We start from the raw sequence: 25,434 nt of genomic DNA on the forward strand, positions 1-25,434 counted from the left end.
GGCGACGGTCAGGCGGCGCTCAGGCCGCGGCGTCGGTCGGCACGGGGGTCGGCACCGCCGCATCCGCCCCGTCCGCCGCACCCGCAGGCGGCGCCTTGCCGATCAGCGCGTCGGTAAAGCGGCGGCGCCACCACAGCACATCCTCGCGCGTGACATTCTCCATCATCGCCCGCCAGCGCCGCACCCGCTCCGCCCGCGGCATCCGCAGCGCCTGCAGGATCGCGTCGGACAGCTCCTCGGCGCTATAGGGATTGACGAGCACCGCCTCGCGCAGCTGCTCCGCCGCCCCCGCAAAGCGCGACAGGATCAGCACGCCCGGATCTTCGGGATCCTGCGCCGCGACATATTCCTTGGCGACCAGATTCATCCCGTCGCGCAACGGCGTCACCAGCCCGATCCGGCTCGCGCGATACACCCCCGCCAGCACGTCGCGCGGATAGCCCTGGTTGACGTATCGGATCGGCACCCAGTCGAGGTCGGCGTGCGCGCCGTTGATCCTGCCCGCCAGCCCCTCCAGCGTGTTGCGGATGCGCTGGTAGGTCTCGACCGACGCGCGCGACGGCGGCGCGATCTGGAGCAGGAACACTTCCTTGCGCGTCTCGGGATGCGCCAGCAGGAAGCGCTCATAGCCGAGGAAACGCTCCTCGAGCCCCTTCGAATAATCGAGCCGGTCGACGCCGACGATCATCGCCCGCCCGCCCGCGCTCGCCTGCATCGCGGCACAGCTCTGCCGCGCCGCGTCGCTGTCCGCCAGCGCCTGGAACTCGGCCGCGTCGATCCCGATCGGGCAGACGATCGCGCGCACGTCACGGCCGCGATAGCGGATCGTGCCGTCCTCGCCGGTCTCGGCGCCCATTTCCAGCCGCGCGAAGTCGATGAACGACTGGAGCCATTCCTCGGTGTGAAAACCGATCACGTCATAGGCGAACAGCGTCTCGACCAGCTCGCGCGCCTCGGGCAGCGTCGCGAGCAGCCGGCGCGGCGGCCAGGGCGTGTGCAGGAAAAAGCCGATGCGGTTGTCGCAACCGCGCCGGCGCAGCGCCTCGCCCAGCGGGATCATGTGGTAATCCTGCACCCAGATCGCGTCGTCGGCCTCGATCAGCGGCCGCACCGTGTCGGCAAAGCGATCGTTGACGCGCTGATATCCCCCGGCAAAGCCGCGCTCATATTCGGCCAGGTCGATGCGGTAATGGAACAGCGGCCACAGCGTCCGGTTGGCATAGCCGTTGTAATATTCGTCGATGTCCTGTTCCTCCAGGTCCACCGTCGCGGTCGTATAGCCCTCGCCGCGCTGCAGGTTGACCTGCCCGGTGAAGCTGTCGGTCTGCTCGCCCGACCATCCGAACCAGATGCCGCCGAATTCGCTCAATGCCGCGGCCAGCGCGACGGCAAGCCCGCCCTGTGCCCCCGAATGGGCGGCCTGGGGCTGGGCGACACGGTTCGAAATGACGATCAGACGGTTCAACGGATCGAACTCCATGGTTTGCTCAGCAGCACGGCGCAATTGATCATGCCCACCAGCGAATAGGTCTGGGGATAGTTGCCCCACAGCTCGCCCGTCGCCGGGTCGATATCCTCGGAAAGCAGCCCCGCGGCGGTGCGGCGCGTCAGCATCTCCTCGAACAGCGCGCGCGCATCCTCGCCGCGCCCGGTCGCGTGCAGCGCCTCGATCAGCCAGAAGGTACAGACGTTGAACGCCGTCTCGGGCAGCCCGAAATCGTCCTCGGTGGCATAGCGCAGCATGTGCGATCCGCGTCGCAACCCCGCCTCCACCGCCGCCAGCGTGCCGACGAAGCGCGGATCGTCGGGCGCCAGAAAGCGCAGGTCGAGCAGCTGGATCAGGCTGGCGTCGAGGTCGTCGCCGGCAAAGGTCGCCGAAAGCCGCTGCGTCGGCTCGCGCCATGCCGCGGTCTCGATGCGCTCGCGGATCGTCGCCGCGCGGTCGGCCCAGAAACGCTGCCGCGCGTCGAGGCCCAGCACCCCGGCCGCATTCGCCAGCCGGTCGCACGCCGCCCAGCACATCGCCGACGAATAGGTGTGGACGCTCTGCCGCGTGCGCAGCTCCCACAGTCCCGCATCGGGCTGGTCATGGTTGGCCCAGGCGCGCTCGCCCACGCGTTCCAGCGCCTCGAAATCCTCGATCGTCGCGCGACGGAACAGCCTTTCGTCAAAGAACGCCTGCACGTTCGAAAGGACGATCTGGCCATAGGCGTCGTGCTGGACCTGTTCATAGGCCTGGTTGCCGACGCGCACCGGCCCCATGCCGCGATATCCGGCCAGCGCGGGCGCCTGCCGTTCCTCCAGCCGCGCCTCGCCCAGCACGCCATAGAGCGGCTGGATATGCCCGCCGCGCGCCTGGTCGACGATGTTGCGGAGATAGCCGAGATAGCCCTCGAGCACGTCGAGCGCGCCCAGCCGGTTGAGCGCCTGCACGGTGTAATAGGCGTCGCGGATCCAGCAATAGCGATAGTCCCAGTTGCGCTGCGACCCCGCATGTTCGGGGATCGACGTCGTCAGCGCGGCGACGATCGCGCCCGTCTCCTCGTGCTGGCACAGCTTGAGCGTGATCGCCGCACGGATCACGACCGACTGCCATTCCAGCGGGATCGCCAGCCCGCGCACCCATTCCTGCCATTCGGCGGCGGTGTTGGCGAGCATCGCGCCCAGCGTCTCGGCCAGGTCGCCCGAAAAGCTTTCGTCGGGGCCGAGGAAGAAATGCAGCGGCCGCTCGACGCGGAAGCTGCGCTCCTCATGGACATAGCCGACCGGCGCATCGGTGGTCAGCCGCAACGTCATCGCATCGGTCTGGTAACGCAGATGGTTCGATCCGCCGATCCAGCGCGAACATTCGGCGCCCCAGCCGCAGGTCGGGCGCAACCGCACGCGAATGCGCGGGCTGCCCTGCACCGGCCGCACGATCCGGGCGAACGCGACGGGGCGATAGGTACGGCCCAGCCGGCGGAAATAGGGACAGAAATCGATGATCTCGATCGCGTTGCCCGCGGCATCGCTCGCACGCGTCACCAGGATCGGCGTATTGTGGCGATAGGATTGCTCGATCGCGGCGCCGTCCTCCAGTTCGATCGCCCAATAGCCGCCCTCGGGCGCCTCGCCGCCCAGCAACGCCGAGAACAGCGGGTCGCCGTCGACGCGCGGCACGCATCCCCACACGAACCGGCCCGCGCGGTCGATCAGCGCGCTCACCTGGCAATTGCCGATCGGCCACAGGTCGAGCCCGCTCATGCCGCCGCCGCCATCGCCGCGTTCAGCCAGGTGCGCGTCGCCGCCACCGATGCCAGCCGGTATCGCGCCGCGCTTGCCCGCGCCGGCCCCACCAGCACGCCGTAACCGCCCGCCGCCGCCGCCGCGACGAAGCCCGGCTCGTCGGTCAGGTCGTCGCCCAGGAACACCGGCCGCGTGCCCGCAAACGGCGCCTCGCCCGCCAGCGCCGCGATCGCCGCGCCCTTGTCGGCGCCCGTCGCGCGAACCTCGGCCATCATCTTGCCCGGCTGGAAATGCAGCCCGTGGCGCGCCGCCAGCCCGCGCGCCAGCGCCACTGCCTCGCCCTCGATCGCGGGGACCATGCGGTAATGCAGCGCCGCCCCCAGCGGCTTGTCCTCCAGCAGCACGCCGTCATGCGCCGCGGCAAAATCCACCATCGCCGCGCGCACCGCGTCGACCGCCGGCGGCCGCGCGGGCGCATCGATCCGCCCGCCGGGGCGGCGCAGTTCCAGCCCGTGACTGCCGACGATCACGAAATCGGCCGGCGCGCCGTTCGCGCCGAACAGCCGCGCGATCTCGTCCGCCGGGCGGCCGCTCACCACCGCCAGCCGCCCGTCCAGCCGCCGCGCCGCCGCCGCCATGAGCGCGCACAGCGCGGCGTCGACTGCGACGCGGTCGGGCCGGTCGGCCAGTTCCACCAGCGTGCCGTCGAAGTCCAGGAACAGGCTCGACGTCTCGATCTCCAGTTCGGGCGGGGCGCCGGGATGCTCGCCCGCGCCTGCGCCTGCCACGTCCAACAAATCGTTCCTCCGCGCATCGCTGCCACAAAAGTGCCGCGTCTTTGCCGATCTCTGGGTTCAGGGGCGGACTGCCCCCTGCTGCAAGTGCGAACGCGCGGGCCGGGGGATGGTTGCCCTTCGCGCGCAGGCCCGGCATGGCGTCGGCGGCGCCCGGATCGGGCGACAGGGCGGGTTTCGCCCGCGCCGACGGCCGCAATCCGCCCTTGATAAGGGTCAACGCCGTCCACAGCTTACGGGTCGAAGAGCGAAGGATAACGAATTGGAAAGGCAGATCATGGCGCTAGAGGCGCAGATCGATATCGGCGCCGGGGGCGCCGGCGGTGCCGCTGCGTCTCAGACGGGCGGCTGGGACGTCGCCCGGGGCGAAGACCGCGCGATGCTTCAGGCCGCCGCTGCGCTCCAGCGCGAACTCGGCAAGCCGCTCGCCCGCTTCTACTGGCCCGACTTCTTCCTGTCGGCGGGGCTCGGCTATGGCGCGCTCGCGCTCGCGATCGCCGGCGTCCATCCGCTCGTCACTGCGGCGGCGGTCGTCGTCGCGATCCTCGCGCTCTATCGCGCCGCGCTGTTCATCCACGAACTGACGCATCTGCGCAGCGGCGCGCTGCCGGGGTTCCGCATCGCGTGGAACCTCGTGCTCGGCATCCCGATGATGGTGCCGTCCTTCCTTTATGAAGGCGTCCACAACGTCCACCATCTGCGCACCAAATACGGCACGCCCGAGGATCCGGAATATCTCGCGCTCGCGCGGATGAGCCCGTGGTCGCTGCCGGTGTTCCTGCTCATCTCGGTCCTCGCGCCGGTGGCGCTGCTGCTGCGCTTCGGCGTGCTCGGGCCGCTTTCGTTCGTCATCCCGCCGCTGCGCCGTTTCGTGGTCGAAAGCTGCTCGGCGCTCGAAATCAACATGGAGTTCAAGCGTCCGGCGCCGACCGGCAGCTTCCGCCGCGACTGGCTGGTCCAGGAAGTCGCGACGAGCGTGTGGACGATCGGGCTGTTCGCGCTCACCGTCGCGGGCACGGTGCCGCTGCGCGCCTATCTCTTCTATCTCGGCACGCTGTCGGGCGTCGCGCTGCTCAACCAGGTACGCACGCTCGTCGCGCATGTGTGGGAGAGCGAGGGCGAGACGATGACGATCACCGCCCAGTATCTCGATTCGGTCAACGTGCCCCCGCCGGGCATCCTGCCGCTGCTGTGGGCGCCGGTGGGGCTGCGCTATCACGCGCTCCACCACCTGCTGCCGAACATGCCCTATCACGCGCTCGAAGAGGCGCATCGCCGCCTGTCGACGACGCTCGGCGCGCGCTCGGCCTATCACGGCGCCAATTATCGCGGCATCACCTGGCTGCTGATCCGCATGATCCGCGAACCCGCCCACCGCACCGGCTGATCCCCCTCGCCCAACAACGACCCGCCGCGCCGCCTCCCACCCCCGGGAGCGCGGCGCGGATCGTTTTCAGGGCAAACGCCGGCCCACACCGGGACGCGCCGCTCCATCCCACCCCGCTCGCCTCCGGCTCGCGCCGAAGCACCAGGCGCGCGGCAGCCGCCACAGCGGCGAAGGAACAGGCGTTTGACGGTCGGGTCATGATTGAGAGGCTGGAACACGAGGGGAAATGAGCGGCTTGCAGCCCCCCTCGATCCGCGCCATGCCGTAAACCGCGCGTAAACCGCGCCAAAGGCTATCCGGCTAAGTGCTTGGGAAAAATGGTCGGGGAGACAGGATTCGAACCTGCGACCCTCTGGTCCCAAACCAGATGCGCTACCAGACTGCGCTACTCCCCGACAACTCGGGCCCCTAGGCGCTCGCGGCGCCGGCGACAAGTCCTCGATGCTGGTGGGCCCGGCAGGAAAACGGCAAGCGGGCTTTTACAAACACTTAGCTTGTCCACCCTCCCCAACTTCTCCCCAAATTCCCTTTGGGGCCGGAGAATTTTGTCTAACCGGTTTGGGGGGCAGAGCAAGTGCGAATCGCGGGTCGCACGAAGCGGCCCGCTCCCGGTCCAGCTAGCTTGCGAATCGACGCCGGGAACAGCTCGCTGAACCGCTCGGCCTTCCACCGCTTTGCGGGTGTAGCTCAATGGTAGAGCAGAAGCTTCCCAAGCTGGCATGAAGCGAGGATTTCTGCGGCTTTCGCTGCAAAACACCGGCGAAAAGTTCCGTTTCCCTTCAAAAGCTTAGAAATCGACCGCAAAACACAAAGCTGCGTGACAGCTTGGACGATTTTCCCCTGCTTGCTGTTGAGATAACCTGTGTTACCACTTCGATCTTAAGGATTGGGGGGGACAGTGGCAGAATACACCTTTTTAGACGCAGTGCCCTTGAGCAAGATCTTCCTGCAACTGGATAACCCTCGCCACGAGCCGGTTAGGTCAGAGGCAGAGGCTATCGCGAAGCTCTGCGAAGATGAAGACGTTCTTCCCCTAGCACGCGATATCGTAAAACACGGGCTCAGCCCGCTTGAACGGTTCGCTATGGTTCCCATCGATGGGAAGCGGCGCGGCGGGAAAGGCGGTGGCACATACCTCGTAGCTGAGGGCAATCGACGGATTTGCGCGCTTAAGCTTCTGAACGATCCAGACCTCGCCCCGTCCGCTATTCGGAAGTCATTTGAGAAGCTGGCGGATGGGTGGAGCCCAATCTCAGCCGTACCTGCCGCGGCCTTCGCTTCTCTCGAAGACGTTCGCATTTGGCTCGATCGAGTACACAGCGGTCCACAAGGCGGTATCGGCCGGCGAAGCTGGAACCCCGAACAGAAGCAGCGCTTTTGGGGCGGCAACAAGAACCGCGTCGCTCAGATGCTGCTCGATTATGCTGAATCGCAGGGAATGCTCACCAGGGAGCAGAGAGAGGGGAAGCTCACTACCGCGCAGCGCTTCTTGTCCAATCCAATCTTTCGCGAAAACCTCGGGTTGGACACCAATAACGATGAAGAGCTTAACCGGACGCGTCCAAAGGCCGATTTCGACTCTCTAGTGAAACGGTTCGTCACCGATCTCGTGGACGGCAAAGCTGTGACCTCGCGTATGAACAAGGACAGTATTCAAGACTACGCGCGGGCCTTGAGTTCAACCGAGGGCGTCTCGAATGATCGCGTCCCCTCCGAGCCCCTCGCGGCAACCCAGCCAGTCAAGCGCTCGCCGAGCAAGAAGCCCAAGAAGCCGAAGCACGCTTTGACAATCGAGCACGACGGCGAAATCGCTGCAGCTCTTAAGGACTATGGAAACGGAAAGCTTCAGAGCCTCTATTATTCGATCACGTCGGTGACGCTGGAAGATCACACGCCGCTCGTTTGCATCGGTGCGTGGGCATTGTTCGAGTCCCTAACAGCCTGCGTCGGCCGAGCCGACAACACCAGCTTTTACGATTTCTTGAGTAGGCAGCGGATCAACAACGAGCTTGGAGTATCAGGGGACACCCGGGCGCTGAGAAGCGCGCTTCAACGAATCTCGGAATACGGCAATATCACCAAGCATCACCCAGTCGCGCTCACGCTGAACGGCGACCAGCTCAACAACGATATGATCGCGCTGAAGGACGTGCTGCTGAAATGCATCGAGAAGGCAATCGCAGGAAAATCGTAAGGTCTGGCCGAACATGAATGGGCTCGCTATGGAAGCACCTTCCATGGCGCGAACGGGTGGGCGAGCGATGACGAAAGCGGTTTCTCCGCTGCGATATCCGGGTGGCAAAGGGTGCCTGCTGGATCTCACGGCAGACATCCTGCGGCTCAATCGCTTGGACCGAGGACACTATGCCGAACCCTATGCGGGCGGCTGCGGCTTGGCATTGTCGCTGCTGTATGGCGGCTTCGTCGCTGAAATCCACATCAATGACCTCGACCCAGCCGTTCACGCCTTCTGGCATTGCGTATTGCATGAGACAGACGACTTCGTTCGAATGGTAGAAGCCGCTGCGCTGACGGTCCCAGAGTGGGAGAGGCAACGGGAGATTAACCGGCGGCAGGATGCAAGCGACCCCCTGACGTTGGGCTTTTCTACATTCTTCCTGAACCGAACAAACAGGTCGGGTATAATCAAGGGCGGCGGCGTCATAGGAGGGCTCGACCAGACCGGCAATTATAAGATGGATTGCCGCTTCAATTCAGATGACCTCGTGAGACGGATCAAGAGGGTGAAGCGCTACGCGGATCGGATTACTTTGACCAATTTGGACGCCATTCCTTTCATGGAACGCTGCAACGACCTACCTGACCGTTCTATGTTGTTCGTGGACCCCCCCTATTACAAGAAAGGCCCAGGCCTCTACAGCAGTCACTACCGGCCTGATGATCACGCAGCGGTCGCCGAGCAGGTTTTGAAGATCGCTAAGCCGTGGATTGTCACGTATGACGACACCCCGCAAATTCGCAGCCTGTACGCCTCGCGTCGTCAATTCTCGTTCGACGTGAATTATACCCTTCAGGAAAAGCGAGTGGGCACCGAGCTTCTGATCGCGTCCAAAGGATTGAAGCTCCCCGCTGCGACCCGCGCTCGCCGAGTGGGCGAGCAGCTGCACCACGCACTGTCCGAACGCGAGTGCCGCCGATACGACCGCGAGCAGCGCGAGCGAATGCAGAGGGACGCGCGCTAGGTCAGCGTTCGACGCGGCTCACTTCGGCCCACCAGGCCTGCCAGCCCCGGGCGATGACCCAGGCATCCGAGCATCGGTCGAGGTCGGCGCGAGCCACGACGGCGCCGTCAGCGGCCGCGTCAGCAGGGCGGGCGGCGTCGGCAGCGGCGGGCACTGCCGCTGTTCCGCCACGACGGGGATCGGCTGCGGTCGTGGCGATCCGCATCCGGCGAGCATAATCAGCGGTGCGAGCGCGCGCGTCGGCGAGCTGAGCTTCGAGCGCATTTCGATTCCTTTCGGCAATAGCCGCTTGTTCGGCATGGACGCGGGCAGCACGCTCGGCGTCGAGGCGGCGGGCAGTTTCAGTCGCGGCGCGGGTGGATGCCTCCTGGGCGATCCGGCGCGCCTCGGCATTTTCAGCGGTAAGCCGCCAGTGGCGGGCATCGCTGGCGGCAAGCGTCCAGCCCCCCGCCAGTACGGCGAGCAGCGCGGCGAGGGCGAGGCCGCGCCAATGGTCGCGCAGCCAGGCGACGGGGATCATCGGACCGCCCCGCGCAGGCACAGTGCCCGCTCGCGCTGCCGGCGGTCGGCGAGCGCCTTCAGCCGTTCTTTCCGACCGTTCCGCGTGAACTTGTCCCAGGCGAGAAACGCGTCGCATCCCTCGCGCACCTTCCCCGCCATGAACAGCCGGTTCGCGGTCGACCCGCAGAACCCCGGCGCGCCGATATTGTGCGCGAGCAGGATCGACGCGGCGAGCGGCCCGTCGTGCCGGCCATCGAACAACCCGGGCGAACAGGACCGGATCGCCGTCGCGGTTGCCACCAGTTCGGTTTCGAGCAGCCGGTCGCAATGCGCCGGGCTGAACGTCATGCCCATCCGCATGCCGCGCGTCAGCCCGTCGCACGCGGTCGCGACCCCCACGATATCCTTGTAGACGCGCAGATATTGCGGCCCGCTCAGATGCGTGATGCTCGCCTCGGTCGTGACCGGGTCAATCGCGACCTTGACGGTGCGCCCGCTCTCTTCGAGCGGGATCAGTGTGAGGACGAGGGCGGCGGCGCCCGCCCCGATGATGCTCGCAAGCGTTCGCCGCCGCGGCGCGCGATCAGGCTCAGCCACGGGGCGACCTCCACAGCCGGGCAACGATCGGCGCCGCCGTGATGACCACTGCCAGCCACACGGGCAGGGTCGCGCGCACCTCGGCGGGGAGCGCGGCATATATCTGCACTGCGAGGTCGGGCGACGCCGCCAGCGCGGACGCGATCCCGCCCGCCAGCACGGCCAGGCGCACCGACGCCCAGCGCCAGGCATGGCGCCAGCCGGAGACGAAATGCCGGTCGAAACAGGCGGTCAGCGCGCGCACGCGCCCGCCCGCCCAACTGCGCGCGCGGCGCAGCCAGTCGTTGATGGTCATCTGTGTCCTTTCGGGTTGTGCGGCTCAGCCGCGCCGGTCGTGATGATCGCGCCACGCCGGCTCGATCGCGACGAGGATCGCCGCGATCAGCACCATCGCGACGGCGAGGATGGTCATTTCTTCGCCGCCGATGGCTGCGGGGCAGGCTGGGACGCAATCACGTCCAGCTTGCCCTCGATGCGCGACAGACGCCGATCGAGGTCGGCCGAACCGTCGCTCTTGGTCTCAAGCTGGGCAACGCGCCGCTCGATTTCCGCGATCTTTCCGATCAGCTGCCCGCCGTACATCAACACGCCCATCAGCGCACAGATCGTGCTGATCGCCGGCAGCCACTCACGCCAGGGGACGGCGCGGCCCGTTGATTCAGCCATGCTGCACGTCGATCACCGGGCGCCCGTCGCGCACGGCCCACAATTTGCCCAGGCGGCGCATATAGCTGTCGAGCGTCATCTCGCTGGCGCGAACCAGCATGACGCCAATGCCGTCGAGATCCTGCACCGCGACGAGGTAGGCTGGCTGCCCGGCCGAGAGCGCGGCCTCGCACGCTGCCAGCACCTCGGCCGAGACGTTGACGGGGATCTGCCCGCAAAACGCGATCCGGTCGACGCGCTGCCGCGCCGCCTCGAGCTGCGCGTCCCACGCGGCGCGCGCAGCCTCATAGTCGGCAGTGGCGATCGCGTGTGCGTCCCGCGCCGCGACCCACTCGGCATGGGCAGCAGGATAGGCCGCGACCGCCTCGGCATGTGCCGCCTCGGCCGCCGCCACCGCCTCGGCACGGGCGGCGATTGCCTCTGCATGCGCCGCCAGTGCCGCCGGATCGTCGCTGGCGGGCGCCGGCGGCAGCGGCGGCGGCGGCGCGAGCGGTTTGGGCGGTTGCGGTTCGGCCGGCAGCGCGGGCGGCGCCTCGGGCCGCGCTGGGAGATGCGCCGCCCACGTGTCGCCGCCGACGATCGACGGCTCGGTCGATTTAACGACGTAGCTGTGGGCATCGGCCCAGCTGCGCGTCAGCTCGCCCGCACGGGTGACGCCGCACACATCGCCCGCCGCGATCGGCGCGCAATCGGCCGCCTTGACCATATACTCGCTATAGTCCGCGCCGTTTACGTTGATCGTCCCAGCGGCGTTGACCGACCGCCCCGTAGCGCTGTGCTTCTGAATCGAGGCCGCGGTGGCGGCACCGCTGGCTCCTGTCCCGGCGACGGCGAACACCGTGACGCAGTCAGTCGCGCCGGCCACTGCCAGGACCGCACTACCCTCGGCGACCGCCTTGGCGATCCGATGGCAGGTGCCGCTCGTCGTGCCGACGAGCATGTTGCCCCCCGCCGGCTGCACGAGCAGGTCATACGTGGTCGCGGTGCCGTCTACGCGCTGGCTCTGAATCCACGTCGATCCGCTCGTGCCGGTGACGCCAAACAGCAGCCCATATGCCTGAGCTGCGTTCGTCACGAAGAGCGACGCGGCCGCCGGCAGCTGCCCCGGTGTCGGCGCGACGACGCCATTGGCTGAGCGGTTCGCCGCAACAATCAGCTGCGGCACGCTGAATACGCCCTCGCCCGTCAGCCGAGCACCTTCGACGAGGCCGTAATTTGCCCGGTAGACCTCGAATGTGATGCCGCCCGCGTAGGGCGCCGTCGCCTCGACGCGATGGCTGATTCTGGCGATCACAGCACCGGCAGCAAGGCGCCCCGCGAACAGCGGCAACAGGTCGCCGATCCCGCCACCGACGGTCGTATTCACGGTGCCCGTGCCGACCGTGAGCCCGCTCCCGTCGAGCGTCGGCAGCGTCCCGCTGAACCGATACGCGACGCCGCCCCGCACGAGCAGGATCTGGTCGGTAGCCGCGATCGAGGACGTCGGCGGCAGCGCGGAAAACTCAGTGTCCGCCATCAATCAATCTCCCATTCGACCGCCGCGGCGGCCTGCATCTGTTCGAGGTTTTCGGCCGCCCGGATCTCCGATTTCGCGGCCTGCGCCTGCGCCTCGATGCGCTGCATCCGCACATCGGCCGCCGCGCGTGCCGCGGCGACACGCGCGACCTGTTCGGCGAGGGTGATCCCTAACTGCCCGGCCTCGGCCGACAGCCAGGGAAAGGTATCCCTGAGCTGCTCGGGCGACATCGTCGGCACCTGCGCGGCCGACATCGTGCTGTAGTTGTATGCCTCGGCTGCTTTGGCGCTGTAGACGTACTGGATCGGCTCGCCGGCCGAGAGCTGCGGTGCCAGGCGCGCGACGCGCTCCGCATCGACCTGGGCGAGCAGACGCGCGCGCCACGCGTCGAGCAGCGGGACGATCGCGCCCGCCTCCCAATCCCACGCCTCGACGCGAGGGTCGAACGGGCGCGGGATCTCGGCCGAGCGCTCGCCCGCCGGGTTGCCCATGGTGCCGGGCGCATCGGCGACCTGGTGCAGGCTGCCGTCCGCCAGCTCGATCAGCCACCAGCTCATGCGCCGATCGCCACGCTGCCGGGGCCGTCGCTGATCGTCAGCGTGGCGTTGGACGTCGTCTGCGAGATACATGCGACGAGGCGCACGTCATAGTTTCCGTCGGGCGGCGTGGCCGTCTGGTTGCAGGTGACGGCCCCCGGGTAGATCTCCCAGATGAGGTCGTCATCGCCGAAGATTGGCACCTCATAGTACGGCTTGCCCGGCCCGGTGTTGTTGGTGGTGTGCCGGATGTTGCCCGCATTCGTACCGCTCACCCCTGCGCCGAAATCGATCCATGTCGCGGTCCCGGACGGTGCGTATTGCCATTTCGCCAGCATGAACCGGGTGCCGCTCGCCCCAGCATCGAGGGTGAGATCATAGCTCGCGGAGAAATAGGCGCGGATCGTCTCTCCAGCCGCCTTGGCGAGATTGGCGATCTTGGCCACCTCAACATAGGTCGCCGCGCCTACCGATTTCCCCGCGAGGGAGAATGAGCCCGACTTGCCATAGGCACTCGACCCGGTGCCCCCGCCCGTGGGAGGCTGCGCGAGTTTCTTGGTCGCGGTGATGCGCCAGGTGCCGACGAGCACGTTGTTGTTGAAGATGCTCAGATCGGCCGCGCCCGATGCCGACCAGCCCGCCAGCAACGACACCTGTCCCTTGGTCGCCGATCCGGCAGTGTTGTCGACCACCATGTTGGCGGCGGTACAACCGCCAGTGAAGTTGCTCAGCGCATAGGTGGTGGTCGCTGCCGTAGTGATGCTCGCGCCCCCGCGCTTGACCGCGGGCGATACGAACCGCGGCAGCACGTTGGCAGCGATCGTGCCGGTATAGTCCGCCGGCACCTCGATCGACTGCTCGAGCGTGACGGTGACCTGGTTGGCCGCAGTCAGGTCGGCGCTGGCGTTGGTGAGCTGGACCCGCGCCAGATAATAGTCAGTGAACCGCTGCGCGAATGTCGCTGCGACGATCGGCGTGTCCTTCGTGGTGTCGCCGTAGCCCGGCGACAGACCGTCGAGATAGGCGGTCAACGACTGGTAGGCCGTCTGATAACTGGCGACCGCCAGCCCCTGCCCCTGCGCCTTGGCGAGCAGCTCGGGATACTCGGCGTCGATCGCGCGGCGCTGGCGGATGATATCGGGTTTTTCACCCGCGCTCAGCCATCCGTCGCTCTGAATGACGCCAATGCGCGAGAGCGCGTCCGAAATACCCGCCAGCGACTGGCCGATGCGATCATCGGCCGAAAGCACCCACGGACGCAGCGCGAGCGCGTTGCCGCCGAACGTGATGCGATTGCCGCCGACCGCCAACCGTCCGCTGCCGGCGGCGCGGCGGTAGAGCAGATTGCCGTTGCCAGTATCGAGCCACAGATCACCCTCGCCGCTCTCGTCCGCGGTCGGCGGCGTGGATCGGGCGATCACCCTCGCCTTGCCAGACGCGAGCGTCTTGGCCGCGTCGGCCAGCTGCCGCGCCTGGTCGCCGTTGTCCTGCGCGGCCTGCCGCAGCGCCTGCGCCAGCGTGTCGAGCGCCTGCCGCAGCCCCGACACCGCCGCGTTATAGGCAGTCCGGTCGACCGGACTGTCCTTGGTCGTGTCGTTCCACGCCGGGTTTAGGGCATCGCGCAAACCGGTCCAGGTCGCATATGCCGCCGCCGCCGAGGTGCGGGCCGCGACCACTCCGGCGTTGAGCCCGAACGGCGCCGCCTGCGCGGACAACAGCGCCCATTCGTTCTGGGCCTGCTGGGCGAACGGCATGAGCGCCACGATCTTTTCGTTGATCGTGATCTTGCCGTCGTCGGCGAGCGCGAGCGCCCGCCGCAGCGCCTCGTCGGCGGTTGCGAGCTGGAAATTGCCCGCCGCGACCGGGCCGAGGATCCGCCGCGCACCCAGCACGCCGCGCACGCGATAGCGGATGCTCACCTGATATTGCGTGCCGGGCGTGACGCTGGTGATCTCGCGCCGCGTGACGGTCGCCGGTTCGGTGCCGCCGGCCAGCCATCCTGCATCGTCGGCCAGCCCGTCGACGACCGGCCGATATTCGAACAGCACCGCATCGGCGCTGCTGTTGTCGGCGCCGCCGGTCAGGACGAGCGCGGGGATGGTCAGGCCGTTCGCCGCGATCTCCGTTCCCGCCAGCGCCCATGCCGTCGCCTCCGGTGCCGGAATCGCCGGGTCATAAAGAAACGAGGCGATCGGCGGCGGCGCCCCCGTCTCGCCCAGGGCCAACGCATGCTTGCCGTCGGTTTCGCCGCGGACGGTATAGGTGACGACCCCGGTCTGCGGATCGAGACCGACCCCAGTGATCTGCACCTTGATCGACAACCCCGGCTCGGGGGCGAACGTCAGGCAATCGCCGATGCGGTAGTTGAGCCACGCGGGCTTGAGCGGGATGTTACCCGGGCCCGCCTCGCGCGCGTCGCAGATGTCGTACTTGGCGAGCTGCGCCGCCTGGTTCACCCGCTGCACGAGTGTATAGGTGACCTCCTTCGTCCGCTCGCCGCCGTCGATTGCGACATATTCGGGCACCTGGACGAGCTGCGCCGGCACCACCTCCCAGTCATGCGCCTCCGACCGATACGACGGGATGATCCCGTTGATGCGCGACCGACGCGGCTGCGTCCCCGAAAACGAGATTTCGCCCGCGATATCGCCGGGGCCGATCGTGGCCAGGCTGACACGCGGCGCGCGGTTGATCGCGGTGATCACGCCGCCGATCAGCACCGGCACCGCGCCGCCCGCCTGCAGCATCGCCTTCAGCGAATTCCACGGCGTATCGGGTCGCGTATAAACCTGCCCGCCGATGCGCCATCCGCGCGCATCGTTGAGGTTCGCCCCCTCGACGAACGAGGCAACATCGACGCCGCGCACCGGGCCACCCGGCGCGGCGCTGCCCAGCCCGATCCCCGCCACGCGCTTGCCGTTCTGATAACGACCCATCGCCCAGGTCAGGGCATGGAGGTGCGGATCCTCGCTGTAGACATAGGTCGTTTCATCGAACGCGCGGCACGGCCCGTTGCCGCCCGGATAGGTACTGTCACGACGCGGATCATAGACGAGCACCCCCTGCACGATCCACGCCGGTTGCGGTTCGGACGTCAGCCCCTTGTCGCTCTTGGCATCGTAGACGAACGTGTTGATCGCCGCCGCCAACCCCGAAAGGCGATGCGCGGCCGTCCATCCGGGCGGATAGTCGATCGGCGGCGTCAGCGCGGCGGGCTCTGGGCACCGCCCCAGTTGCGTGCGCTCATAGGCCTGGTTGCGATAGTCGCCGAACATGATGGCCCCGGTTCCGCCATAATAGGCCGTCGTCTTGTTCAGGAACGATGTCTCGATCGTGTTGATCGGCCCCAGCGACAACACGGTGACGAACGTCTCGTACTTGTTCGATTTGCCGTGCCCACGGCGATAGACGATGTTCCCTGCGACGAGCGTTCGGCCCATGACGTACGGAATCCCGGCATAAGGGTCCGCCTTCCACTTCGTCTGCGATCCGCCCGTGCTCGGCCTGGGCGCGAGCGACTGGGCGATGTCCATCGCGCTGATCAGCAGCCCCCCGATCATGACCGCCTGCACGACGCCCGCCGACACGCCCAGCGCCGCACCGATCGTCATCGCGCCGCCGGCCAGCGCCGAGCCGAGCCCGGCCGCGCCCGCCGCCAGGCCGATACCCGTCGCGACGAGCGCAACCGCACCGACCACCAATGCCGCCGTCTTGATGACCTTCACGGTTCGACCCGCCACGCCGCGACGAACGCCACCGGCTGCAGCACCACCGCGCCCGGCACATCTTCGTGATAACCGAAGGCGCGGCCGTTCCCGAGCGCGATCGCGATCGCATCAAGCGGCCCCTCCGACGGAAGCGACAGCACGTCGCCGACGAGCGCCGCCGCAGGCGCGATGCGCGCGAAACGGGCATCCAGCGCATCGGACAGCGTCTCATAGCCAAGCCGCCGCAGCGCGCGCCGCGCGCCCAGCAGCGTCGACCAGCTGCCCGCCCGGTGCAGACCGACCAGGTGCCCCATGGCGCGCAGATGCGCGGCGAGCATCCGCCCACAGTCATATTTGCCCCAGGCGAACGGATGCCCGGAGAAAGCGTCCATGGTCGCCTGCGCCGCATCGCGGCGCACGAGCAACGGATGCGTTACGTCTTCTGCCATGTCGATGGTCCGATTGATGGATCGTTGGTTCGGATCGTCACTGCCGAGTTGTCGACCTTCTGCCCCCATGGGACATTGGCCTCGACGCCGGTGACGAATGCGAGGCCGAGCTCCCCCGGCCAAATATGCTGGTGGAAGGTGTCGCTGAGCCGCTTGCCCTCCTCCACCTGGAACAGCCGCTCGGCGATGCTCGTCGCGCGATATTCCAACCGGCGATCGTTCGCGCCCCATTTGACCGTCGGCACGTCGAGCTCGCCCGAGAACACGACATAGGGATCGGCGACCGGACGGCCCGTGCCGATATCGAGCACGCCGACCATGATGGTCACCGCCGCCCCCTGCACGGCAGGGTCAAGCAGCCGGGCGAGCGCGGCGGTCGCGCTGGGGATCAGGCCCAACGTCACCGTGGGCGCCTGGTCGCCGATCGCGCTCGACAGCCCCTTGATGCTGTCGAGCACCCCGTAGACCGGATCGCGACCGCTGAACTTCCGCGCCGCCGCGCCCGCGCCGATCATCACCTCGCCGGCGCCGTCGAGCAGCCGGATCGTATAATCGGGCAATGCGATCTCGACCGCGCCGAACAGGAGCGGTCGCTCGCCGCGGAGTGCCGCGGCAAGGGCTGGCGAAAGCTCGGCCATCTCACTCCTCTTCGGTGATCGTGATCGACCCGAAATCACAGAACGGCGAGGTCATCCGCGTCCACTTGACGCTGTTGCCGCTCAACGCCCCCTGGATCATCGGCCGTGCGAATTCGCAGCCGTCGCCGTCATCGACGATCACCCGGAGCATCGGCAGGATCGACAGCGACAGCCGACCGCTTGCATTCGCGACGGCCTGTTCGGCCGCGAAATGCAGATAGCGCCGTCCGTTGTGGACCAGGCTGAAAGCCTGCCCTACCGCCACCGTATAACCGGCCGTGAATCCGCGCAGCGCCAGCGTCGACCCCGACTGACCGCCGCCCTCTGCGACCGGCGCCCCCGGCATGCCGATCGCGAGCCCGTCCTGCCCGAACGGCAACAGCGCGCCATACAGCTTCGCGAGCCGCAGTTTTGCCGACCAGATGCGCCCGTTCGGCTCGGTCCGCATGCGCGGCAGCTCGAACTCGAGCGCGTGCCGCGTGCCCAGCCGCAGGATCGTCTGGGTCGGACCGCCGAGCGGGGGCGAGATCGCGCCGCCCCAGTCGAGCATGGTGGGGCTGTCCGTCCGTAGTGCCGGAGTGCCGGGCAACAGGATCGGGCCGGTGATCGCCATGCTTACGGGATCCTCTGATAACTGCGGTCGTCCAGTTCCTGCTGCGCGTGCGCCGAACCGGCCATCACGGCCAGCGCCGTCCCCTGCGCGATGCGCGCGTTGATCTGTTCGAGCAGCTGCTCGGTCACGACGGCGCCGCGCAGGTCGAATACCTGCGGCGCGCCACCGCCCGCGCCCGGCATCCGCAACTCGCCCAGCGTCGGCAGCCGCGGATAGGCGATCGCCGCGGGATCGGGCAGCCCGCCCGCGGCAAAGCCGGGGATCCGCCCCTCGTTGAGCGCCTGGATCAGCGGCCAATGACGCCGCGTCGCTTCGGCATTGACGATCGATTCGCCGTTCGACACGCGGATCAGGCCTCGGCCCGCGACGATCGCCAGGATGCTGTCCGACGTCCCCGTACCGGGGCCGCTGAGCAGGCCGCTTGCGCCGCGCGTGCCCCCGGCCGCGAAACCTGGAATGCCCCCGTCCGCGAAACCCGGGATCGGCGCCGGCGCACCCCCGGTCGAAAATGTCGGCATCCCGATGGCCGACAGGATCATCTTCTCGATCGCGATGCGCGCAAGATCGGCGATGATGCTGGTTGCCATCTTCTTGAAGGCGCCGGCCACAGTTTCGGTGCCGCTGATGATCCCCAGCAACCCGTCCTCCAGCGACTGCAACCCGTTCGCCTGAACCTGTTTCAGCGCCTCGTCGGTATCGCCGACCGCCGCGCGCAACCGCTCGCGATACTGATCCATCGGGTCGGCATATTGACGATTGATCTCGGCACGGCGCAGCCCATAGGCGCCGTTGATGTTCGCGCTTTCCGCGCGCGCATTCTCGACCTGCTGCGTCGTGCTCGTCGGGTCGTTGATCACGCGATCCTGCCGCGCGAGCGCGACGCGCGTCTGCTCGTCGAGGATCTGGCGGGCGATGTCGCGCCGATCGCGCTGGCTCGCCGCCGCAGCCAGCTGGAGATTGAGCATGTCGAGACGGCCGCCGGAGCGGACCTGCAACGCCTGCAACTGCTCGTCGAGCTGCGCCGAGATTTTGCGGCGGACGATCGCCTGCACGCGCAGTTCCGCATTCTGGTCGTAGATCGAGGCGAGCGCATCGGCCTGCGCCTGAGTCCACTTCTTGTCGGCGACGCCCTTCTGCGCCGCGGCCCGCTGCCGGTCGCGCTCGATATTGACCGCATCCATGTCGAGCTGGGCCGCCTCTGCGACGGTCAACACGCGGTCGCGCTCCAGTCGCGTTCGGTCCTCCAGCGCCCGCGCAAGCATGTTGCCATACTCCGCCTCGGCGTTGCGCCGCTTTTGTTCGGCGGCATCCTCCCGCCGCTCCACCGTTTCCTGCGATGGGCCGCGCTTACCCCATTCGACATGATAATGGCCGCGCTCGACGATCGCTTTGGTGAGCTTTATCCCCTCATCCTCGAACGCCTTGCGGATCGACGCGATCGAGATGCCCTTGCCCATTGCGATGTCGAGTGCGTTCGACCGCTCGTGGGCGCTGGTGCCTGGCTTCGCGACCGGGTTGTCGGCGGGCCGCCCCTCGGCGACCCACTGGTCATACAGCCGCTTCTGCTCTGCATAGGAGCGCGTGCCGCTCGTCACCCGCCCGCCGATTCCCTCGACGATCCGCCGCGCCTCGTCGACAGAGACATTGTCGCGCCCGAACTGCCGGTTCTGCGACTGGGCCGACTTCGCCTGTGCCTGCTTGCGCTGCTCGGCCTCGATCGCGTTCTGCTCCTGTGTCCGCAGCGCGGCGAGACGCTTGGCCAGATCGTCCCCCGTCTTGTGGTCGGCCAGCGCCTGCGCCGTTGCCTCGCGGCGCAGGCGTTCATAGCGCGCGCGGATCCGCTCCATCGGGTCGGCGAGCCGCTTCGACGCCTCGTCGGCAACCTGCGTCTGCGCCTTTTCGAGGTTCGAGTTCGCCGTATCGACCGCGGATTGCAGCGTAGAGAGCTGCTGCTCGAGCTGGAGCACGCGCTGCTGGCTGGCATCGGCGCCCAGCGCCGCCACGTCGCCGCGCGGCCCGGTCTGCTGCGATCGCTGCTTGTCGATCTCCAGCTTGGCACGCGCGTTGATCAGTTCCTGTTCGGTTTCCGCCTGCTTGGCCTTCGCCGCCGCCAGATTGGCCCGCGCCAGCTCATAGGCAGCGTCCGCCGCGTTCCGCGTCGACGCGATCGACTTGTCGAGCTGTTCCTGCTGTTCGCGGATGGCCTGGGTCAGCCCCTCCGTTGTACGTCGGAACAGCTCCTTCGCGCGGCGCGTATTCTCGGTCTCGACCGCGTCCTTTTTCAGCTTGTCGACTTCGTTCTCGATCGCATTCGCGGACTTGAGCAGTTCGGCGCCGAAAATGACGGTCGCCAGAGTCGCCGCGGTCATCAACTGGCCATAGGGACCGGAGAGGAATCCAAGGAAACCCTCGGTCTGATTGTTCATGAGCTGGATCGCCTGGACGATCTGCGATCCCTGCTGCGCGAAGATCATCATGACCGGCTGCGATGTCGCGAGCCCCGTCACCACGTCGTTGATGTTGAACGACAATTGCTGCATGCCCGCGCGGAAACGCCCGCTGACCTCGGTCGACTGCGACATGCGCGCGCCCGATGCGGCGAGTTCGCGCTCGACCTGTTCAAGCGCCAGAGCCTGCGCGCGCAACTGCTCGACGTTTTGCTCCTCAGCCACCACCGCCGCGGCCGCCGCCGTGGCATAGGCGCGCAGCGCAACGGCATTCTCCCCCTCGGACGTGGCGGCGCGCTGCGCGGCCGCGGCGACCATGCGTAACGATGCCGCGCGGTCCTCCGCCGCCCGGACCGCTTCGCGAGCCGCGCCGGTGTTGACGATCGCCAGCGCCGCCCCCTGATCGGGCGCGATCGTCATCTGCCGCGCCGTCTCCTGAATCGTCCGGAACGACGCCTGAAAATTGCGCTCCAGCAACTTCGCTGCGTCCTGCGTCCGCCCCGCCGCCATCGTCTCGAACGCCCGTTCGATCTCCTCGACCGTGGCGACGGCGCTGGTGCCCAGTTCATTGAGCACCGTGCGCCCGGCCTGCGACGCGGCGCGCAGGGGATCAATGTTCGCCGAGACCTGCAGAAACAGGTCGCGCCGCGTCGTCGCCGCCATCGTTGATCCTTATGTTCGCTTGTTGGCCTCGCGACGGGCCTCGACCATCGCCCAGAATTCGTGCGGGGTGGAGCGCCAGAACTGTTCTGCGCTCCACCCGAACGCGTCCTGGGCGACGCCCATCAACCGGCGGTAGCGGTCGCGCCCGTCCCCGCTGCCGCCTTCGGCTCCCCCGTGGCGGTTCGCCCGCCGGTGATCGCCTCGCCCAGCACGAGCATGATCGTGGCGAGCACACCCGCAACCCCGGTCTCATAGATCAGCTCACTGATCCGCTCGGCGCCGACGGCGCGCTGCAGCTCGGTCTCCGCACCTGCCCGGACATATTCGGCGACGATCACGCCCATCTGACGATAGGTGAGGTCACCCAGCGCCGCCCGGCGATACAGCGCAGTGAGCGAGACGCCCAGTTCGTCCTCGATCGCGACCGATGCCTCATGCGCCGGCCGCAGCAAATAGCGGACGCCGGCGAGCGTGATTTCATGCTCGCCGCGTGCCTCGTTCGCCTTCCGCCCCGCCCGGGGCGCGTTCGCGCGCGCCATCGGATCAGGCGCCCGCCGCGGCGGTCGACAGCAGGTTGTCGACGATCGGCGTATCGGCATTGGTCATGTCCGCCTGCCAGGTGGCGGTACCGATCGGATAGTCACCCTGATAGTTGCCGATCGACACAAGGCAATGGAATCGGATCGTGTCGCCGTGCTTGAGCTGGATCTCGACGGGCGCGGCGCCGTCGTGGCTCGCCGCTTCCAGCGCGGTCAGCCCCGCGTCGGGAAGCTTGGTGTTGCCCGAAATCGAGATCGAGATCTTCGCCTGCCCGTACTGCGATTTTCCACCGTCCTTGTCCGACGTGTCCTCCTCGGGACGAGACCGCTTGAAGGTGAATTTGGTTTCGCCGCCGACCTTTACGAAGGTCGCGCCGCCGCTCTTGATATACAGTCGGGTATCCGTACCCCGTTCGGTCGCCATTTTCTGTCTCCTGATCTAGCCGGCTCAGTCCGCCGGTTCCGCCAACAGTTCGAATGTCTGCAATCCGGCATAGGTCACGCCGTCCGACGCCGCGTCGCTGGCCACGCCGCTGAGGAGACGCGGCTTGCCGATAATGACCCCGTCGATCACGATGCCGCCGCTCGTCATCGCCACATGGACGCGGTGCATGATCGACAGCAGCCGCGCGCGCGATGGCCCGCGATAGACCGAGTGGACCTCGACCATGATCCGCGACAGCTGGACGTCGTCGCTCTCGGTCTGCTCCTCGATTTCACCGATCACCACGAACGGCGGCTGTGTGTTTTCGGGAACGTGCTGGAACACCTGGACCGCCCCGCCGACCACGGCGGCGAGCGCGGTGTCATCCTCGATCGGCAGCAGCCATCCAAAGGCCGCGTCCTGCGACGCCTGCATCAGGTCCATCGGTTCGGTCATCCGCCGGCCTCCGCCCGCGCGAGGGTCCGCGCCCAGAATTCGGCGAGACGAGGCTCGGCAAGCGCCGCCGCCTCGTCGTTGATGCGAATGAACACGCGCTCGTCGGCAGCCCGAACCCGCAACTTGTACGTTGCCGCGATCTGGGCGGCGCGCCTGCTGCGCGCGCCGCGCCGGCGACGCTTGACGATCACGGTCTGGGCGCGACGCCCGAATTCGATCACCCGGCCATACCACGGCCCGTTCTTTCCGCCGATCGCCAGCAGCCCGGCGCGCAGGCGAAGCGCCTCGATCAGATTCTGGTAGGTGATCGCCGCGCGCAGCGCGCCGGTATCCCGCGGGGCGCGCGCCACCTGCCGCGACACGATCTCACGGCCGAGCGCTCCGAAGATATCGCCCAGTTCATGCGCAGCCGCGACGGGCAGCGATTCGAACAGCGCATTTGCCTCGGCCAGCCCCTGCACGCGGCTCCGCTTGGTCGGCATCAGACCCTCCGCACGCTTTCAGTGTCGGCCAGGATGACGAGCCGCTGGCGGCGCCCCGTCGGGTCCGCAGCGCTCTTGATGTTGAGCATCGTTCCCCCCGGCAGTTCGACCTGCTGCGCGGACACGATTCCCGGGCGCCACCGCATCGTGATGCGATAGGACGTGATACCCTGGAGCGCGCGATCGAGCATCGCCTCGCGCCCGTCCAGGCCGATCACCTCGGCATAGCCATCCCACACCAGCTGCGGCGTCGTATCGTACCCGCCCTGGGCATTGCGCTGCTGTTCGAGCGACCAGATCTTGATCCGGTCGCGCAGCCGTCCGCTGGAGATCTCGGTCATGTTGTACCCCTAGAGCGCGATCAGGCGATGCGGATCGCACAGCATCCGGAACCCCAGCGGCACCTCTCCGACGGCGCCGTGCGTGACGACCGCCTCGGGATTGGCGAACAGGTGGGCCAGAAACATCTTGGCCGCGGTCAACAGCGTCGGCGGGCATTGCCCGGCGGGGAACCCCGCCGAGAACGCGATCGCAACGTCGCTGGCGCCGCCGGGCCAGTTGGATCCGGGCGCCGGCTCGACCCCGGCAGCCGTCACGCGCCACCCGCCATCGGGCAATGCCGCAGCCTCCCCGGACGCGTCGGCATACGCGATCGACTGCACCGCGATCGTCGGCTCCGGCCCGCGTCCGACGCGGATCGGCCCGACCGGGAATGTCGCCAGGCGCATCGTCGCCGCGCGTGGGCCGAGATACAGCCCCGTATATTGCTCCACGGCGTCGACGGCCGCGTCACGCAGCGCGTCGATCAGTTCGTCGAGATCATTGTCATTGACGATGCGCAGCCACGCCTTGCACGCCGCGCGCGACAACAGGGTCTCGCCATAGCCTGCCGGAACAGCCGATGGCGCGATCTGGAACAGCATGACGAGACCCTGCCGCGGGAGAGACGATCAGACCTGCGCCCGCTGGCGCTTCGCGAAGGCGACGGCCGCTGGATCCGGATCGGCCCAGCCGGCCGCGGCGGCCACCGCCGCTTCATCGGCCGACAGTTCGATAACCTGATCGACCTTGTAATCGAGGTGGTCGACGAGAACAGCAACCTCGACAAGAACAGCAACGTCAACGGGCGCAGGCGGCGGTTCTGCGACGGCGGCGGGCGGCGCAGTATCGGCCACCGATTTGATCACCAGGGCGGCCGGGTCCGCGCCATCCGGCGCGGGCGAAGTGCTGTTCTTTGCCATTTCGGTATCCTTCGCTTCAGATGCAGGGTGACGTGGCCGCGTCCATAGGGACGCGCGCTGCCGGCGGTCAGGTGGCGCTGTTTCGATAGGTTTTCACGGCGCCGCCCACGTCGACGAGGTTGCCGCCGGAGCGCATCCACGCGAGGAATCCGACCTGACCCTTTTTGGCATAGGCACTGTCGGTGAAGCGCTGGAGCACGATGTCCAGCACGTCGCGGATGACGTATTTCGAGAAGTCGCCGAACGCGATCGAGGTCGCGGATGCCGCCATCTGTGCCATGTGCTGGTTGATCGCGACCGGGTAGCCGAGGATCGAATCGACCGAACCCTTGCCGGCGACATCATAGGCCGGCAGGAAAATCGGGCGGCCCGCCGTGTCCTTGATCTTCTTGACGATCTTCATCGACTGGTCGTGCATCTGGAAACGGCAATTGCCCGTCTCGCGATAGGCCGGGTCCACGCTGTGTTCCAGATCGACGAGATCATCATAGGTCACGGTCGTCGTCTGCCCAGTGGCCGCGACCTTGCCGACAGGCGCAGCCGTGATGACACCCATGGGCTGATTAACCCCGGTGCCCACCGTGAAATGCCGATTGGTAACCCGGCCGAGGCGGGTCACCAGGCGCGACCGGACGAATGCCTCGATATCGACGGTGGAGTCCATCAGCAGCTCGATCGGCACCGTGACCACCTTCGAGCTGTACTTGTAAACCGGCAGCGGCAGCGTTCCGAACGATACGTCGGCATCGCTGGCGCTGGCGTTCTGATCGACGATCTCACCTTCTTCGGCGGTGCCGTCCGACGTCGGGAACGACATGGGGTTGCCGCTCGCGGTGCGGATCACTTCCGCGATCGCGCGCATGCCGCCATACGCCTTCAGCGCGTCGAGCACGGTCGTCGCGACTTCAGTGGCGACGGTGAACCCACCCTCGGCCCCGGTCGTGGTGGACATCGTGTTCTTCACCGCAGCGAGGTGGTTGGCCCACTCCTCGGCCGTGAGCCCCTTGTCGCCGTTGCGCAGCCATTTCGCGAACAGCGAAGATGCCGCCGAGCGCTGGTCGCGGCCGATGCGCTCGGCTGCGAGCAGCACCGATCCGTCGAGCGCGGCGCTGGCAGCGATCTCGTTCGCCTTCCGGTGCCGCTCGATCTTGCCGTCGATCTCCTCGATCTCGGCCAGGAGCTGGTCATAGACGGGCTGATCGCGTTCGCTGTTCCAGTCCTTCTTGTCGACCAAGTCCTTCATTTCGCGCGCCTTGGCCACGCGCTGCTCACGAAGCGCCTGAATGCTCATTTCAGTCTCCAAATGAAAAAGGCCGCCAGCGGCGGCCTGGTCTCTGACTGCGCGCGGCG

The 25,434-nt window shown here is 67.4% G+C and carries 26 protein-coding genes and 1 tRNA gene; 3 read left to right on the top strand and 24 right to left on the bottom strand.

Going from position 1 to position 25,434, the window contains the following annotated elements:
- Positions 1 to 19: 19 nt before the first annotated feature.
- From ACT3CF_RS10910 to otsB, 3 genes are read right to left on the bottom strand one after another with little or no spacing between them, the layout of a single operon-like run.
- Entirely contained in the window at positions 20 to 1,465 is a 1,446-nt protein-coding gene (locus ACT3CF_RS10910; protein ID WP_478422635.1) for an alpha,alpha-trehalose-phosphate synthase (UDP-forming), read from the bottom strand.
- The gene (locus tag ACT3CF_RS10915) at positions 1,462 to 3,243 is read right to left on the bottom strand and encodes a glycoside hydrolase family 15 protein (RefSeq protein ID WP_478422636.1); all 1,782 of its coding nucleotides are present in this window, start codon (positions 3,241 to 3,243) and stop codon (positions 1,462 to 1,464) included. The genes ACT3CF_RS10910 and ACT3CF_RS10915 overlap by 4 nt, the downstream gene beginning before the upstream one ends.
- On the bottom strand, positions 3,240 to 4,013 hold the full coding sequence (gene otsB / locus ACT3CF_RS10920; protein ID WP_478422832.1) for a trehalose-phosphatase: 774 nt from the start codon (positions 4,011 to 4,013) through the stop codon (positions 3,240 to 3,242). The genes ACT3CF_RS10915 and otsB overlap by 4 nt, the downstream gene beginning before the upstream one ends.
- 268 nt (positions 4,014 to 4,281) lie before the next feature.
- Between otsB and ACT3CF_RS10925 the strand changes: the two genes are divergently transcribed.
- Positions 4,282 to 5,406 carry a fatty acid desaturase family protein gene (locus ACT3CF_RS10925; RefSeq protein ID WP_478422638.1) on the top strand — a complete coding sequence of 375 codons (1,125 nt, stop codon included), beginning with the start codon at positions 4,282 to 4,284 and terminating at the stop codon, positions 5,404 to 5,406.
- Between the two features lie 318 nt (positions 5,407 to 5,724).
- Here ACT3CF_RS10925 and ACT3CF_RS10930 read toward each other — a convergent pair.
- Positions 5,725 to 5,801: transfer RNA gene (locus tag ACT3CF_RS10930), tRNA-Pro, on the bottom strand.
- Between the two features lie 503 nt (positions 5,802 to 6,304).
- Here ACT3CF_RS10930 and ACT3CF_RS10935 point away from each other — a divergent pair.
- Complete coding sequence (locus ACT3CF_RS10935; protein ID WP_478422640.1) at positions 6,305 to 7,600, top strand: hypothetical protein; 1,296 nt, start codon at positions 6,305 to 6,307, stop codon at positions 7,598 to 7,600.
- A gap of 43 nt (positions 7,601 to 7,643) precedes the next feature.
- On the top strand, positions 7,644 to 8,609 hold the full coding sequence (locus tag ACT3CF_RS10940) for a DNA adenine methylase (protein ID WP_478422642.1): 966 nt from the start codon (positions 7,644 to 7,646) through the stop codon (positions 8,607 to 8,609).
- 1 nt (position 8,610) lies between these two features.
- On the opposite strand, the gene ACT3CF_RS10945 is transcribed toward ACT3CF_RS10940, so the two are convergent.
- The 20 genes from ACT3CF_RS10945 to ACT3CF_RS11040 form a co-directional block, all read right to left on the bottom strand.
- Positions 8,611 to 9,129 (bottom strand): hypothetical protein, encoded by a 519-nt coding sequence (locus ACT3CF_RS10945; protein WP_478422644.1) that lies wholly within the window; start codon positions 9,127 to 9,129, stop codon positions 8,611 to 8,613.
- The gene (locus ACT3CF_RS10950) at positions 9,126 to 9,707 is read right to left on the bottom strand and encodes a glycoside hydrolase family protein (protein WP_478422645.1); all 582 of its coding nucleotides are present in this window, start codon (positions 9,705 to 9,707) and stop codon (positions 9,126 to 9,128) included. Before ACT3CF_RS10950 ends, ACT3CF_RS10945 begins: the two co-directional genes overlap by 4 nt.
- Positions 9,700 to 10,002, bottom strand: a complete 303-nt coding sequence (locus ACT3CF_RS10955) for a DUF7940 domain-containing protein (RefSeq protein ID WP_478422646.1) — start codon at positions 10,000 to 10,002, stop codon at positions 9,700 to 9,702. The genes ACT3CF_RS10950 and ACT3CF_RS10955 overlap by 8 nt, the downstream gene beginning before the upstream one ends.
- Before the next feature lie 113 nt (positions 10,003 to 10,115).
- A complete protein-coding gene (locus ACT3CF_RS10960; RefSeq protein ID WP_478422648.1) occupies positions 10,116 to 10,373 on the bottom strand; it encodes a hypothetical protein in 258 nt (85 codons plus the stop codon).
- Complete coding sequence (locus ACT3CF_RS10965; RefSeq protein ID WP_478422649.1) at positions 10,366 to 11,889, bottom strand: hypothetical protein; 1,524 nt, start codon at positions 11,887 to 11,889, stop codon at positions 10,366 to 10,368. The genes ACT3CF_RS10960 and ACT3CF_RS10965 overlap by 8 nt, the downstream gene beginning before the upstream one ends.
- Entirely contained in the window at positions 11,889 to 12,446 is a 558-nt protein-coding gene (locus ACT3CF_RS10970) for a hypothetical protein (protein ID WP_478422651.1), read from the bottom strand. The genes ACT3CF_RS10965 and ACT3CF_RS10970 overlap by 1 nt, the downstream gene beginning before the upstream one ends.
- Positions 12,443 to 16,150, bottom strand: a complete 3,708-nt coding sequence (locus ACT3CF_RS10975) for a phage tail protein (RefSeq protein WP_478422653.1) — start codon at positions 16,148 to 16,150, stop codon at positions 12,443 to 12,445. Before ACT3CF_RS10975 ends, ACT3CF_RS10970 begins: the two co-directional genes overlap by 4 nt.
- Positions 16,147 to 16,581 carry a DUF6950 family protein gene (locus tag ACT3CF_RS10980; RefSeq protein WP_478422654.1) on the bottom strand — a complete coding sequence of 145 codons (435 nt, stop codon included), beginning with the start codon at positions 16,579 to 16,581 and terminating at the stop codon, positions 16,147 to 16,149. Before ACT3CF_RS10980 ends, ACT3CF_RS10975 begins: the two co-directional genes overlap by 4 nt.
- Entirely contained in the window at positions 16,566 to 17,219 is a 654-nt protein-coding gene (locus ACT3CF_RS10985; protein ID WP_478422656.1) for a hypothetical protein, read from the bottom strand. Before ACT3CF_RS10985 ends, ACT3CF_RS10980 begins: the two co-directional genes overlap by 16 nt.
- Position 17,220: 1 nt before the next feature.
- Entirely contained in the window at positions 17,221 to 17,832 is a 612-nt protein-coding gene (locus tag ACT3CF_RS10990) for a hypothetical protein (RefSeq protein ID WP_478422657.1), read from the bottom strand.
- 2 nt (positions 17,833 to 17,834) lie between these two features.
- A complete protein-coding gene (locus ACT3CF_RS10995) occupies positions 17,835 to 20,942 on the bottom strand; it encodes a hypothetical protein (RefSeq protein WP_478422659.1) in 3,108 nt (1,035 codons plus the stop codon).
- Positions 20,943 to 20,951: 9 nt separating this feature from the next.
- A complete protein-coding gene (locus tag ACT3CF_RS11000) occupies positions 20,952 to 21,065 on the bottom strand; it encodes a phage tail assembly chaperone (RefSeq protein WP_478422661.1) in 114 nt (37 codons plus the stop codon).
- Positions 21,065 to 21,481: a GTA-gp10 family protein gene (locus ACT3CF_RS11005; RefSeq protein ID WP_478422663.1), complete on the bottom strand. Its 417-nt coding sequence runs from the start codon at positions 21,479 to 21,481 to the stop codon at positions 21,065 to 21,067. Before ACT3CF_RS11005 ends, ACT3CF_RS11000 begins: the two co-directional genes overlap by 1 nt.
- Before the next feature lie 4 nt (positions 21,482 to 21,485).
- Positions 21,486 to 21,905, bottom strand: a complete 420-nt coding sequence (locus tag ACT3CF_RS11010; RefSeq protein ID WP_478422665.1) for a phage tail tube protein — start codon at positions 21,903 to 21,905, stop codon at positions 21,486 to 21,488.
- A 24-nt stretch (positions 21,906 to 21,929) separates the two neighbouring features.
- Positions 21,930 to 22,361, bottom strand: coding sequence for a tail completion protein gp17 (gp17, locus tag ACT3CF_RS11015; RefSeq protein ID WP_478422667.1), 432 nt, complete (start codon positions 22,359 to 22,361; stop codon positions 21,930 to 21,932).
- The gene (locus tag ACT3CF_RS11020; RefSeq protein WP_478422669.1) at positions 22,358 to 22,843 is read right to left on the bottom strand and encodes a hypothetical protein; all 486 of its coding nucleotides are present in this window, start codon (positions 22,841 to 22,843) and stop codon (positions 22,358 to 22,360) included. Before ACT3CF_RS11020 ends, gp17 begins: the two co-directional genes overlap by 4 nt.
- Positions 22,843 to 23,184 carry a head-tail adaptor protein gene (locus tag ACT3CF_RS11025; RefSeq protein ID WP_478422671.1) on the bottom strand — a complete coding sequence of 114 codons (342 nt, stop codon included), beginning with the start codon at positions 23,182 to 23,184 and terminating at the stop codon, positions 22,843 to 22,845. Before ACT3CF_RS11025 ends, ACT3CF_RS11020 begins: the two co-directional genes overlap by 1 nt.
- 9 nt (positions 23,185 to 23,193) lie before the next feature.
- Positions 23,194 to 23,766: a head-tail connector protein gene (locus tag ACT3CF_RS11030; RefSeq protein WP_478422673.1), complete on the bottom strand. Its 573-nt coding sequence runs from the start codon at positions 23,764 to 23,766 to the stop codon at positions 23,194 to 23,196.
- Positions 23,767 to 23,793: 27 nt separating this feature from the next.
- A complete protein-coding gene (locus ACT3CF_RS11035) occupies positions 23,794 to 24,084 on the bottom strand; it encodes a hypothetical protein (protein WP_478422674.1) in 291 nt (96 codons plus the stop codon).
- Positions 24,085 to 24,151: 67 nt separating this feature from the next.
- On the bottom strand, positions 24,152 to 25,375 hold the full coding sequence (locus ACT3CF_RS11040) for a phage major capsid protein (RefSeq protein ID WP_478422676.1): 1,224 nt from the start codon (positions 25,373 to 25,375) through the stop codon (positions 24,152 to 24,154).
- Between the last annotated feature and the right edge of the window lie 59 nt (positions 25,376 to 25,434).

Source organism: Sphingomonas chlorellae (genome assembly GCF_056485145.1).